A 13,553-nucleotide genomic window follows, 5' to 3' on the forward strand; every position below is an offset into this window, starting at 1 on the left:
GACCAGAAAAGGCCTGAAATGCAGGTAAATATTCCAGCCCTGGCACAGATGCACGATGATTCAGGCATGGCAGGGTTTCGGGAGAGGATTTTACGCCAGAACGGCGAGTTATTTTATAAAATCGTGCGGTTTGTCACGGTTTACCGCACGAATTATGCATTAACAGGGTCGGGAGCCACACACCCTGCCCTGCTGGCTAAGCCTGCATCACCGGAATAGAAAAAACGCCGCTCAGCCAGTCGGGCTTACAGTGCGCAAAATCGAGACGCAGCAGATCTTTACCCGGACGACGTGACACACCCAGTGCTGGCAGATGCTGATAGTAGATATCCTCGATAAAGCGTGTCAGCTGCTCCGGGCTGCCGCTCCAGCGGATCGACGCATAGAGTCCACTAACCTCGCTCCAGCTGGCGGTGTTGTCACCCAGCAGCCCGGCATGTTGCGGCTCCAGCGCCTGAAACAGGCTGATATTTTGCTGATCAGCAGAGCTATGGCCCGGGCCATACTGAAAGCCTAACCAGCCATGCGACACGCGGCCGCCCGCCAGCGCCACCAGTTGCCGCGCCTGTTCAGCAACCCGGTGATCGCGATCGGCAATGTAATCGCCAAACTTACACTCCCACTCCAGCGTTTCTCCGCACAGATGCAGCTCTTCCTCACGCTCCACCAGCGTTGCACGCTCTGCCAGCGATCGCACCAGAATGCGGCCATGGAAGTTTTTAACCGGCAAATGGGGAATACGGCGAAACGCGCCAGGCGTCAGCGAAAAGTGACCTTTGAATACCCGGGTAAAATTTTGCTGGTTATCAAAACCAAAACGTACGGCGATATCGATCAGCGTCATGCGGGTCAGACGCAGCGCCATAGCGGCCATCGTCAGACGCCGTTTACGGGTGTAAGCCGCCAGGGTCTGTCCGGTCATCTCCTTAAACATGCGCTGCATGTGCCATTTGGAATAACCTGACTTGAGGGTAATCTGATCGATATTAAGATCGTCGGTGAGATTGGCTTCAATCCACTCGACCAGATCGTTGATGTGCTGTTTTTTAATGGCCTGACTGAGCATGATGGCGATTTACGACGCGGGTTAGGACTGGGGTTTCAGTTACAAAAGGATAACAAAAATCGCAAATCGGTGTAAGGAAAGGGTAAGCATTGCGCGCCCGTTCTGGGCGTTTCCGCATTAATTGCTTAGGTTACTAACTAAAAAAGGCTGACTTACGTCAGCCTTCTGATTATTGATAAAAACTGCGCCGGATAGCTGTAAGATGGAGCCTGCGACAACTAATGACTGCGCATTCCGGCCGCTGTCATCATCATGCGGAACAGCGAGGCGACAACGCCCAGCGCCAGTACGCTGGCGGCATAGATAAACACCAGCCACATCACACGCTTCCACCATGGCGCTTTCGTTTCTTGATTGTGGTCTTTCATGCTGCTGAGGCTTTTCATATCAATGATATCCTGCGTCTGCTTTGATTTTTCCACGGAACACGTAGTAGCTCCAGAAGGTGTAGCCCAGGATCATCGGGATAATCAGCAGGCTACCCACCAGCATAAAGGCCTGGCTCTGCGGCGGTGAGGCGGCAGCCCAGATGGTCACTGATGGCGGAATAATGTTTGGCCAGATACTGATGCCCAGCCCGGAGAAGCCCAGGAAGATCAGCGCCAGCGTCAGCAGGAACGGTGAATAGTGCGCCTCGCGTTTAATGGCGCGCACAATGCCCCACGAACAGAGCAGCACCAATACCGGAACCGGCAGGAACAGGAACAGGTTGGGTTTGCTGAACCAGCGATGCGCGATATCCGCATGCGCAAACGGTGTCCACAGGCTGATGATGCCGATAATCACTAACAGCGCAATCACCAGCGGCGTAGCCAGCGCAGACATTTTACGGTGCAGCTCATTCTCGGTCTTCATGATAAGCCAGGTGCAGCCCAGCAACGCGTAGGCAACAACCAGTCCCACGCCGCAGAACAGCGGGAACGGTGCCAGCCAGTCCATTGCGGAACCGGCAAAACGGCGTCCCTCAACCGGAATGCCATCCAGCAACGCACCCACGGCCACACCCTGACTGAAGGTGGCGATGACTGAACCGGCAATAAACGACTTGTCCCAGAAGGCCCGATGGCCTTCTACCGCCTTGAAACGGAACTCAAAGGCGACTCCACGGAAAATCAGGCCAATCAGCATAGCGGTCAGCGGAATCGACAGCGCATCGGCAATCACCGCATAGGCCAGCGGGAACGCGCCAAACAGGCCAGCACCCCCCAGAACCAGCCAGGTTTCATTTCCGTCCCAGACCGGCGCGACGGTGTTAACCATCATGTCGCGCTCGCCAGCATCTTTATTGAACGGGAACAGCAGACCAATACCCAGGTCGAAGCCATCCATCACGATATACATCAGGGTTGCGAAAACGATAATCGCAAACCAGATAACGGAATAATCGATCATCTTAGTGGTCTCCATCCTTAAAGGTGGCAGCGGAAAGCGGACGCGCCGGGGTTTTCTTCTGACCAGGACCACCCTCTTCGGTGATATGGCCTTCGCCGGTAACCGGTCCCTGCTTAATCAGACGCATCATGTAGTGATACCCCACGCCGAACACCGAGCTGTAGACCAGAATAAAGGCCAGCAGGCTGATGCTCATGTGCATATCCCCATGTGCCGAGACCGCATCAATCGTGCGCTGCACGCCATAGACCACCCACGGCTGACGACCGATTTCAGTGGTAAACCAGCCTGCCAGAATCGCAATCAGACCCGATGGCCCCATCAACAGCGCAAACCACAGGAAAGGACGCGACTCATAAAGACGCCCTTTGAAACGCAGCCACAGGCTGACCACGCCCAGCGTAATCATCAGCAGGCCCAGCGCCACCATCACGCGGAAGGACCAGAAGATGACCGTTGAATTAGGCCGGTCCTCTTTCGGGAAGGACTTCAGCGCCGGGACCTGCTTGTCCAGGCTATGCGTCAGAATCAGGCTGCCAAGATAAGGCACCTCCAGCGCATATTTGGTACGTTCCTGCTCCATGTCGGGGATCCCGAACAGGATCAGCGGTGTGGCTTCACCCGGTGGGTTTTCCCAGTGCCCTTCAATCGCCGCGATTTTGGCAGGCTGATGTTCCAGCGTATTCAGACCATGAGCATCACCAATCATCGCCTGAATCGGCGCGACAATCAGCGCCATCCACAACGCCATTGAGAACATCTTGCGGATTGCGGGATTGTTATTCCCCTTCAGCAGATGCCAGGCCGCCGACGATCCCACAAAGAAAGCACTCGCCAGGAACGCCGCTACGGACATATGGAACAAGCGATAAGGGAATGAGGGGTTAAAGACGATTTTGAACCAGTCCTGCGGAACCACGATGCCATTCTGGATGATGTAGCCCTGAGGCGTATGCATCCAGCTGTTAGAGGCCAGGATCCAGAAGGTGGAAATCAGCGTACCGAGGGCGACCATGCAGGTGGCAAAGAAGTGCAGCCCGGGACCCACGCGATTCCAGCCAAACAGCATCACGCCCAGGAAGCCCGCTTCCAGGAAGAACGCCGTCAGTACTTCATAGGTCAGCAGCGGACCGGTGATACTGCCAGCAAACTCCGAGAAGCCGCTCCAGTTCGTCCCGAACTGATAAGCCATGACCAGTCCTGATACCACACCCATGCCGAAGTTAACGGCAAAGATTTTCGACCAGAAGTGGTAGAGATCGCGATAGGTGTGATCGCGGGTTTTGAGCCACATACCTTCGAGCACGGCCAGAAAACTGGCGAGACCGATGGTGATGGCGGGAAAGATAATATGGAAGGAAACAGTAAATGCGAACTGAATCCTGGCCAGATGAAAGGCATCTAATCCGAACATTGCTTACCTCTTTGCCACATAGAACACCATGTATTTACTTATAATTAACAACTTAAGCCTGATGCGCCTGGTTCTCTGCGCTTATTGAAATTCCCGCCGCAAATTTAAAACTATTCGCGGCGAGGAAATAGAAACAGTGGGGTTAATGAAAACTATAACAGTCTTTATTGATTCTGATCATTGTTTTTGACGGGAATTATTTATTTAAAAATAAGGCCTAAAGGTTAATCAGAGCGTGTTTATGTGTCGTTAATGTTACGGTAATTTGTACTTTAAAAATCGATCGCGCTAAAGCGAACCTTGCCTGAAAAATGCCTTCAACAGGCTGTTTTCAGGCACTATTTTGTTATAAACCCTGATTCAGTAAAGGTCAAATTTTAGAGCCTTCAAATTAAATACCCTTATTTTTTAACAGGTTAAAAGTGTAAATAGTTACCTCTGCCGCTTTGTTTGATTTTTTGCTTTTGCCTGGCTAATGCAGCTATAACTTCTGACAGAAAAAACGCAGAACGGCGCTTTTAAGCGCCATCAGAGATGTTAATAAAATGAGTCAAAAAGAAGGTATGAATTAACAGCGCGCTGCGGGTAGTCGATTATTCCGGGCCAGAGATTCATAAAACGATTTAATAACCAGCAACCGTGCGAAAAGACCGACTGGATTATTTTCGCTGCCGTTACGTTATCGCGCTTTCAGGAAGTGAGATGACAGACAAATGGGGTCAGAAATTTTGCAGTGAGTATACCCATGCCGTCACGTTATGACGGCTGATACAGGGTGATTTTACTCTGCCGCAGATTTTTCGCGCTGTGCCAGAATCCGGCTCAGGTTCAGCTCCAGCCAGTCAGCCAGCCCCACAACCTGTTCACCGACTTCGCGTCCAAGCGGGGTTAAGCGATATTCCACGTGCGGTGGCACCACATCGTAGGCGATACGCTGCACGAAGCCATCTTCTTCCAGGTAGCGCAGATTCTGCGCCAGCATCCGCTCGCTGACGCCACCGACCGTCCGGCGCAACGCGCTGAAGCGCAGCGTCTGGTCCTGCAGGGCCAGCAGAATTAATACGCTCCAGCGGCTGGTTACGCGTTTCAGCACGTCACGTGACGGGCAGTTGACGTTGAGCAATTCGCCGCGGATAAATTTTTCACTCATTTTTTCAGACATTTAACTTATCCACCTCAAACTAACAATTCTGTAAGTACTTACTAAAAATTAGTTTATACACTAGTCTGAATTTCACCAACAGCCACAGGAGTATTAACATGATTGCAGTTACAGGTGCCACCGGCCAGCTGGGCCGTTTCGTGATTGATGCATTACTGAAAAAAGTCCCGGCGGGAGAAATTGTTGCCGCCGTCCGTACGCCTGCCAAAGCGGCCGATCTCGCAGCGCTGGGCGTCATTGTCCGTCAGGCCGATTATGGTCAGCCAGAGACGCTGGAGGCCGCTTTTGCAGGCGTGGATAAGCTGCTACTGATCTCCGGTAGTGAAGTGGGCCAGCGTGAAGCGCAGCATAAAGCCGTCATTGAGGCTGCTCGGGCGGCGGGCGTGGGCTTTATCGCTTACACCAGCCTGCTGCATGCGGATACCTCGCCGCTGGGCCTGGGCGTTGAACACCGTGCAACAGAAGCGCTGCTGAAAGCCTCTGGCATCCCGTTCGCCCTGCTGCGTAACGGCTGGTACAGCGAGAACTACGCAGCCAGCATCCCACCGGCGCTGGCGCATCATGCGTTTATTGGCGCAGCAGGCGAAGGTCGTATCGCCTCGGCAGCGCGTCAGGATTACGCCGAAGCGGCGGCAGAAGTAATGACCCGTGAGGATCAGGCGGGCAAAGTGTATGAACTGGCAGGTGATGACAGCTACACGCTGGCGCAGTTTGCTACGGAGATTGCCGCACAGAGCGGTGAAAAGGTTGATTACGTCAATCTCTCTCAAAGTGAGTTTGCGGCGGCGCTGAAAAACGCAGGCCTGCCAGAAGGTCTGGCGGAAATGCTGGCGGATTCTGATGCCGGTGCAGAGAAAGGCGGTTTGTTCGATGACTCCCGTCAGCTAAGCCAGCTCATCGGTCGCCCCACCACCACCTGGCAGGCAGTCATTCGCGCGGCGCTGGCAAATCGTTAATTCTGTCGTTCATGAGCGGACAATCGGGTCCGCTCACCTCACTCTCCTGTCCGAATTCCCGTTGGGTATGCCACTTTCTGCACTCTTTGCGGCTGCTGTTTCTTTTACAAAATGTGAATAAACGCCAGTTTTCTTCAGGTTAAATTTTTTTATTCAGGTCGCTAAGAGATTCATCTGAAATGCGTTTTTTGTGAACAGCGCTATATTTGGTTGAATTGTCTGGAATTTATCCAAAAACCTCGATTAATCGACAATATTTATTACGTTCATAGATATTCTGCATTGTTGTTCCGGGGGAGGAGAGGTCTATAATTTGTCCTTTGTGCAACCACGACCGCTCAGGAGGCCGTTATTAATACCCATCGCCAGCAACAAAATGCACTTGAAGAGGTTCGTGCCGGGGCGGAAGTTGAGTATCAATACGATCCCCATGAACTGAAGCTGGATCGCATGCAGGATTCTGAACCGGAGCCGGAGCTGATTGAAGGCTTGCCGGCGCCGGATGCGCTGACCCCTGCCGATCGTTATCTGGAACTGTTTGAACATGTTCAGATGTCGCGGATTTTCGAGGACAGCAAAACCTTCCCCGACTGTTCGCCCAAGTACGATCCGCTGGATGTGCTGATGCGCTATCGTCGACAGAAACGCAGCAGTGATTTCGACCTGTCGCGTTTTGTCGCCGATCACTTTTATCTGCCTGGCGTAAACGAAAGTTTTTATGTCTCCAACCCGGATAAAACGCTCAATGAGCATATCGACGACCTGTGGCCGGTTCTGACCAAAATGCCGCAGCAGCATATGCCGCACTCATCGCTGCTGCCATTACCCAAACCCTATGTGGTGCCGGGCGGACGTTTTGGCGAAACCTACTACTGGGACTCTTACTTCACCATGCTCGGCCTGGCAGAATCGGGCCGCGACGATCTGCTGCGTCACATGGCGGATAACTTTGCCTGGCTGATCGATAACTACGGTCATGTGCCAAACGGCAACCGTACCTATTATCTCAGCCGCTCGCAGCCACCGGTGTTTGCCCTGATGGTTGAGCTGTTCGAAGAAGATGGCGTGCGCGGTGCTAAGCGCTATCAGGAACAGCTGATGAAGGAGTACCAGTTTTGGATGGACGGTGCCGGTTCACTGATGCCGAACCAGGCTTATCGTCACGTGGTGCGGATGCCAAACGGCTCACTGCTGAACCGCTACTGGGATGACCGCGATACGCCGCGTGATGAGTCATGGATTGAAGATGTGGAAACCGCCCGCGAATCGAAACGTCCGGCCAGCGAAGTGTATCGTGACCTGCGTGCCGGAGCGGAATCGGGCTGGGATTACTCCTCGCGCTGGCTGCGTAACCCGAAACGGCTGTCGAGCATCCGTACCACGCAGTTTATTCCTATCGATCTGAACTCGTTCCTGTACAAGCTGGAGCTGATGATCGCCACCCTGTCGCACGCGAAAGGCGAAGAGTTGACCGCGCTGGCCTGGCAGAAAAAAGCGGAAGCGCGCAAACGTGCGATTACCCGTTATCTCTGGGACAGCACCGCCGGTGTGTTCCGTGACTACGACTGGCGTCGGGAGCGTTTCGGTGCCTTTACCGTCGCCTCCGTGGTTCCGCTGTTTGTCGGTCTTGCAACGCCGCATCAGGCGCACCTGCAATCGATCTCGCTACGGCATCTGCTATTGAGCAACGGCGGCCTGCTGACCTCAATGGTGGAAAGCGGTGAGCAGTGGGATCGACCCAACGGCTGGGCACCGATGCAGTGGATGGCGGTTGTTGGCCTGAATAATTACGGTGAAGAGACGCTGGCGACTGAAGTGGCAGTGAACTGGCTCAACACGGTCAACAACTTCTATCAGTTGCACCATAAGCTGGTAGAGAAGTATGACATCAGCGGCGAGCGTGCCCGTCCTGGTGGCGGTGGTGAGTATCCGTTACAGGATGGATTCGGCTGGACTAACGGCGTTACACGTAAGCTGATGACGATGTATGGGCATTTAATGGCTGACTGAGTATCGCAGCCGGTAAACCTTTAAAACGCAAAAAGCCGGGTTATCCCGGCTTTTTCATGTTTCATGCAGGCTATTCAGCGCTACTTCTTCGCTTCAGTGCCTGGTTGTGACGCACGTTGCAGGAACTGCTGTGTCACTTCAGGCAGGTGCTGCAGCAGCCACTCCGCCATCGCCACTTCCTGATCGCGGATCTCATTCAGTATGCGTACGCCCTGCGCATCACCAACCTGCTCAGCCGCAGCGATCAGGCTGGTGTAGCTGGCGATCTCGGCATTCTCGAATACATAGCCACTGATGGCGCCCTTCACCACTTCATCTGAGTTAAACATGCCGCCCACGGCCTGGCCGGTGGCTGCCATTTTGCCTATCGCATCTTTCATTACAGAGTGATCGATACCGTGGCTGTCAAGCAGCTGTTCCAGCAGAGTCAGCTGGTGTTTTGTTTCATCAAGATGTTGCGCCAGACGCTGTTCCAGCGCCGGATAGTGTTCAAGACGACCTGACATCTTGCTCAGCATGCTTTCTGCTTGTTTTTCCATCGCATGCGCATCGCGCAGCCAGTCGTGATAATGTTCAATCGCAGTCATGTATTACTCCTTAAGAGACGGTAATAGACTCGGCTACCGAGGTGAGCTTCTCATCCGTTTGCTTCTCTTCATTCAGGGTTTCTTCCAGCAGCTGTGCGGCTTTGGTGTAACCCAGCTTCAGTGCCAGCGCATGCAGGGTACCGTAGGTGGCAATCTCATAATGCTCAACTTTCTGCGCCGCACCGATCAGTCCATGATCGCGAATCTCGCCCTTCTCGACCGAGTCGATAATTTCCTGCGCTTCTTCAACCAGACCTTCCAGCGCATGACATTTCATTCGTTTGATTTTGACTTCAGGTGTCACTTCCACCAGTTCGTCGAGTCGTTCAATCTGAGCACGGGTCTCTTCCAGATGCTGATTAAACGCAGCGATAAGATTTTCGTCACTGGCTGCACGCGCCATTTTAGGCAATGCACGGGTTATCTGCTTCTCAGCGCTGTATACATCGGATAAGTCATGGATGAACAGGTCGTTTAACGTTTTCACTGTCATAAGATAGCCTCATTGATTAAAAAGCTGCGTCTGTAATAACGCAGCGCCAGTCATATCGTTGACACCTGAAAAGTCTAGTGGAGATTCTTAATATCGCACGCTGCATCAGTATGAATTTAAGACAAAAGTGGCATGTAAAATGCACTTTCCTTTTTACAGCAACGCGTTAGCTAAAAATTGTTTTTAAGATTGCGGCTTCGCTAGCAGTGCTGGATTTTGTACAAAGTGATAAATCGTTGTATACATTTTTTAAGATTAACTGCATAAAAAAGTACCACTCGAAACTTATCTGTACAAAGTTGTATTTAACGGTACAGCTTTAATCGATAGGAAATAAAAAACCGGAAGGGAAAACCCTTCCGGTTCAATTCACAACTCCAGCCATTGCCAATGATGGAGCAATGACATAATTCAGGGTGTAATTATCTTCACGAGGAACTAAAAAGATTCAAAATGCCCGGCTAACAGAGTAACCCTGCCGTTACAGCAGTGTTAAAGACGTTCAGCTCCGGCGGCTAACCTTACCTCCCTTGCGCCCCGCTTCAATGGCACGTTCAGGATCGTTTTTGAAGTTACCGCCGCTTTTCTGGCCTCCTTTGCGCCCTGCTTCAGCAGCACGCTCTTTGTCGGCCGCAAAATTCCCGGCCCCACCGCGATATTGAGTCATATGCGTCCTCTTTGAATTTTAAAAATTGGAATTTGCACAGTTAACGCTTCATCAGGCCGATTCAGCAACATAAATGTAGACAGAAAATCGGACCGATCAAGTCAGAGAAATAAAAAACCCGTCACAGTTCTGGTTTATTGGCCGTCCTACCCTCAACCGGATTGATAACGGATTTCAACCATCGCTCTTTTCTATTCATAAAAGAGCCGCAGCATGAAAAATATTTATAACGAAAATCGCCGCGCCCTATTAATCGATCATTTTCAAAAAAAGTCCAATTGAAAAAATATAAGCGAAGCGGCAAAGAGATAATTTCATCAATATCAGGTAGTGAAGATGATCAACAAACGATCAAATTCCCCAAGCGAAGCGCTAATTAGAAATCTGAAACCCTGCTTTTACGTTAAGAATAAGCGAAGCGTGACGCATTGATAGCACCAGTTAAAAATAGCCTGAATCGATCAATAAACGATCAATTATGCTGGTTAGATGAAAATTTTTATTAAAAAGAGAGGTCAGATTTAGCACTGATATCTGAATATAACCGAAGCGGCAAGATTCAGGTATTTGGTGGCAAAAAGCGGGTTTTCGGAATAGTACTAAAAAGTCCTTTCTGCGGGCATACGCATAAATTTTGCATGCCTGCCAAAAGGGGAACTCAACATTATGAGTAAGATCGAGCAAAGCCATGAGGGAGATTGTGCGTTATTGACTTGCAAAACATATGCCCTGTTCAGCAGAGTCAGAGGGAGTCGGGAAAAGTGGAATCAAAAGCGACACCGCGCTTGCCATTTTTCTTGATACGGTACATCGCTTCATCAGCACGCTGCAGTGCAGTATCAAAGTCATCTTTGTCCTGCGCCTGAGACACACCGACAGACGCCCCAATGAGGGCATGCCCGTTTGCCATATCAAAAGGTGCCATTACCGCGTCAAGACAGGCGTGCGCCAGTTTCTTTACCCGCGGATGGTTCAGCGCCCAGGGTATTAACAACACAAACTCGTCGCCGCCCAGTCGGCCAATGATCACTTCTGCCGGAGAGAGTTCCGTAAACCGCTGACTTAACTGGATGAGGACTTCATCTCCGCTGCGGTGCCCCAGGGTGTCGTTGACGTGTTTGAAGTTATCCAGGTCAATAAAGACCACGCAGAGCGGTCCCTGAGCTTTCATTTCACCGAAATAATTCTGCAGAGCATGGCGATTGTTGAGCAGCGTAAGGGGATCGTGCAGCGCCAGCAGGGCAAGCTGCTCTTCATATTGCTTCTCTTTGGTCATATCGATGTGAGTGCCGATCACTTTAACCGGCTCTCCGTGCGCATTCCATTCGCTGACCCGGCCCCTATCCAGCACCCACGTAATGCTGCCATTTTTGGCGATCATGCGATGCAGAGCCTCGTAATAAGGCGCTTTCCCGGCGATGTGGTCGTGGAATGCCTGTAAAACGTCGGCGGCATCATCGGGATGCAGGCTCTCTTTCCAGGATTCAAAGTTGGCGTCGGTCTCTTTCGGCTGGAAGCCCAGCATCGCCCCCCAGCGCCGGTTGAAAATCACCAGTTTGCCGCTGGGAATATCCAGCTGCCACAGGAACAGCCCGGTACCATCCAGCGCCGCATTGAGTTTTGTGCGGGCGTCATGCGCTATACGCTTCAGACGCGCATTGTGCTTTTTGAGGTTCTGTATCTGCAGACGCAGCGCTTCTTCTGACATAACCGTGTAAGAGGAGGAAAAAGGGGTATTGTGCCTGTCAGGCTGATTCTGTAAAGGGTGGCTTATAAAACACGATTAGCCGCGGTCAATTGCAGGCTGGACAGGATATCAGGCGGTACCAGTCTGGCAACGCAGCACAGAGGCGAAGCGGCAAATTGGTTTCGCCATGAAATCTGTTTGTGTTGCGACAGGGTTGAGAAGTGGAATGGGCGCGGGAGAGGCGAAATTCGGAATGTTCGGGGAGATGGCGAATCGGGTGGCCTTAAAAAAGCAAAAACCCGCCAGAGGCGGGTTCTTTAAAGATGGTGCCCGAACCCGAAAATGCCGGGAGCATTTTTGCATCGCGTGCCAGCGCGACCCAGAGGGCGAGCCACAGGGATGTGGCGAGTGAATCGAACCTTCGATAACGGGTTCGCTCCAGAATGCAAAAACCCGCCATAGGCGGGTTCTTTAAAGATGGTGCCCGAACCCGGAATCGAACCAGGGACACGGGGATTTTCAATCCCCTGCTCTACCGACTGAGCTATTCGGGCAACGGGGCGCATTAAACCAAAGCGGCCCGGCAGCGTCAAACGCTTTTCACCAAAATCAAATCGACTGACCGCTTTTCCATCAACCCAAAGAGTGGGTCTGACCTGCCGCCATAAACCTCTCTGTTGGCCGGATATATTTTAGTCAGAAAGCAGGCAGAGTCTGCATTGTGACGCGAAATTGCCGATATAGCATGCGAGACCAACACTAATAATAAGGATCGCCATGTTTTCCACCATTACATCAGGTATCGCTTCCCGTCACAGCTGGCAGAAGCGTTCACACTCAGCGGCAACGCTGAGCTCTCTCAATGGCTCCATCGCCATGATTGAATTCTCTCCCGATGGCTCCATTCTCAGCGCGAATGCGCTGTTTCTGGCGCGCATGGGCTACGCGCTGGCGGAGATCGAAGACCAGCACCACAGCCTGTTTTGTACCGCAGAGCAGCTTGAGTCGCGGGACTATCAGGATTTCTGGCTGCGACTGAACCGGGGCGAAAGCTTCAGCGATAAGTTCCTGCGCGTGGCGAAAAACGGCCGACCGGTATGGCTCGAAGCCAACTATGTACCGGTGCAGAACCGCCATGGCCGGGTGATTAAAATCGTCAAACTGGCAACCGACATCACCGATCATATCAACGATGCGCAGGAGCAGCGCGCCATCACCACCGCCATAGAACGGTCGATGGCGGTGATCGCTTTTAACCTCAAAGGTGAAGTGCTGAAAGCCAATGATAACTTCCTGAAAACCATGGGCTACCGTCGTGAGGAGGTAGAAGGTGTGCACCACCGTCGCTTCTGCTCACAGGCGCTGCGCGACAGCCGCGAATATAGCGAGTTCTGGCAGCAGCTGAACCGCGGCGAATTTGTCTCAGGTCAGTTTCCCCGGGTCAATAAACGGGGTGAGACTATCTGGCTGCGCGCCACCTACAATCCGGTGTTTGACGAACAGGGCAGGCTCTACAAAATCGTGAAATTCGCCACCGATGTGACCGCGCAGGTGGAAAAGAATCAGCAGGAACATGATGCGGCACAGCGGGCTTATCACACCGCGCTGCAAACGGATGAAAGCACAAAGCTGGGGGCCGATGTTATCGCCAGCAGCGTGCAGACCATGAACGCTCTGGCAGGTGAACTGCAGGGGATCTCCGGTGATATTACCGGACTGAGTGAATCCTCAGAGCGTATCGGCGCGATTGTGGAAGGCATACGCCGGATAGCCGATCAGACTAACCTGCTGGCGTTGAATGCCGCTATTGAAGCGGCACGGGCCGGAACCCATGGCCGCAGCTTTGCGGTAGTGGCTAATGAAGTCCGCACGCTGGCAGCAAACATCAATCGCGCCACCACCGATATCGAAAATCGGATACAGCAAAACCATCAGCTGGCGAGCCGGGCACTGAAAGGGATTGAATCCAACCTGAAGCGCGCCGATCAGGGCGTACAGCTGGCCCAGGAGGCGGGCGGCGTGATTGCGGAAATCCGTGAAGGCGCAACGGATGTAGTACGCGCCATCGGCCAGGTGACCAAAACGCTTAAAGTCTGACGCTCTGCGGGGGCAACCGCCC

General features: G+C 52.5%; 12 protein-coding genes and 1 tRNA gene. 3 read left to right on the plus strand and 10 right to left on the minus strand.

From position 1 onward, the window contains the following. Positions 1 to 196 precede the first annotated feature (196 nt). From HFD94_RS12605 to HFD94_RS12625, 5 genes are all read right to left on the minus strand, one after another. Positions 197 to 1,066, minus strand: a complete 870-nt coding sequence (locus tag HFD94_RS12605; protein ID WP_122889627.1) for a helix-turn-helix domain-containing protein — start codon at positions 1,064 to 1,066, stop codon at positions 197 to 199. Between the two features lie 218 nt (positions 1,067 to 1,284). Further along, positions 1,285 to 1,452, minus strand: coding sequence for a DUF2474 domain-containing protein (locus HFD94_RS12610; protein ID WP_122889626.1), 168 nt, complete (start codon positions 1,450 to 1,452; stop codon positions 1,285 to 1,287). A gap of 1 nt (position 1,453) precedes the next feature. Then, positions 1,454 to 2,458, minus strand: coding sequence for a cytochrome d ubiquinol oxidase subunit II (gene cydB, locus HFD94_RS12615; protein WP_010248926.1), 1,005 nt, complete (start codon positions 2,456 to 2,458; stop codon positions 1,454 to 1,456). Position 2,459: 1 nt separating this feature from the next. Then, positions 2,460 to 3,872, minus strand: coding sequence for a cytochrome ubiquinol oxidase subunit I (locus tag HFD94_RS12620; protein WP_010671087.1), 1,413 nt, complete (start codon positions 3,870 to 3,872; stop codon positions 2,460 to 2,462). A 781-nt stretch (positions 3,873 to 4,653) separates the two neighbouring features. Then, on the minus strand, positions 4,654 to 5,034 hold the full coding sequence (locus tag HFD94_RS12625) for a helix-turn-helix domain-containing protein (protein WP_010248931.1): 381 nt from the start codon (positions 5,032 to 5,034) through the stop codon (positions 4,654 to 4,656). A gap of 98 nt (positions 5,035 to 5,132) precedes the next feature. Between HFD94_RS12625 and HFD94_RS12630 the strand changes: the two genes are divergently transcribed. Both HFD94_RS12630 and treF read left to right on the plus strand, forming a co-directional pair. Beyond that, entirely contained in the window at positions 5,133 to 5,990 is an 858-nt protein-coding gene (locus HFD94_RS12630; RefSeq protein WP_022623861.1) for an SDR family oxidoreductase, read from the plus strand. Positions 5,991 to 6,341: 351 nt separating this feature from the next. Continuing rightward, entirely contained in the window at positions 6,342 to 8,000 is a 1,659-nt protein-coding gene (gene treF / locus HFD94_RS12635; RefSeq protein WP_045139632.1) for an alpha,alpha-trehalase TreF, read from the plus strand. Between the two features lie 80 nt (positions 8,001 to 8,080). On the opposite strand, the gene HFD94_RS12640 is transcribed toward treF, so the two are convergent. From HFD94_RS12640 to HFD94_RS12660, 5 genes are all read right to left on the minus strand, one after another. Further along, the gene (locus HFD94_RS12640) at positions 8,081 to 8,587 is read right to left on the minus strand and encodes a ferritin-like domain-containing protein (RefSeq protein ID WP_064689980.1); all 507 of its coding nucleotides are present in this window, start codon (positions 8,585 to 8,587) and stop codon (positions 8,081 to 8,083) included. 10 nt (positions 8,588 to 8,597) lie between these two features. Then, the gene (locus HFD94_RS12645; protein ID WP_111534623.1) at positions 8,598 to 9,080 is read right to left on the minus strand and encodes a ferritin-like domain-containing protein; all 483 of its coding nucleotides are present in this window, start codon (positions 9,078 to 9,080) and stop codon (positions 8,598 to 8,600) included. Between the two features lie 502 nt (positions 9,081 to 9,582). Next, positions 9,583 to 9,747, minus strand: coding sequence for a general stress protein (locus HFD94_RS12650; protein ID WP_004571242.1), 165 nt, complete (start codon positions 9,745 to 9,747; stop codon positions 9,583 to 9,585). A 742-nt stretch (positions 9,748 to 10,489) separates the two neighbouring features. Beyond that, positions 10,490 to 11,455 (minus strand): sensor domain-containing diguanylate cyclase, encoded by a 966-nt coding sequence (locus HFD94_RS12655; protein WP_064689981.1) that lies wholly within the window; start codon positions 11,453 to 11,455, stop codon positions 10,490 to 10,492. A 457-nt stretch (positions 11,456 to 11,912) separates the two neighbouring features. Then, a tRNA-Phe gene (locus HFD94_RS12660) sits at positions 11,913 to 11,988 on the minus strand. A 223-nt stretch (positions 11,989 to 12,211) separates the two neighbouring features. Here HFD94_RS12660 and HFD94_RS12665 point away from each other — a divergent pair. Beyond that, positions 12,212 to 13,531: a PAS domain-containing methyl-accepting chemotaxis protein gene (locus tag HFD94_RS12665; RefSeq protein ID WP_064689983.1), complete on the plus strand. Its 1,320-nt coding sequence runs from the start codon at positions 12,212 to 12,214 to the stop codon at positions 13,529 to 13,531. Positions 13,532 to 13,553: the final 22 nt, after the last annotated feature.

Origin of the sequence: Pantoea sp. EKM20T, assembly GCF_011800485.1 — a bacterium.
GTDB lineage: Bacteria > Pseudomonadota > Gammaproteobacteria > Enterobacterales > Enterobacteriaceae > Pantoea > Pantoea agglomerans.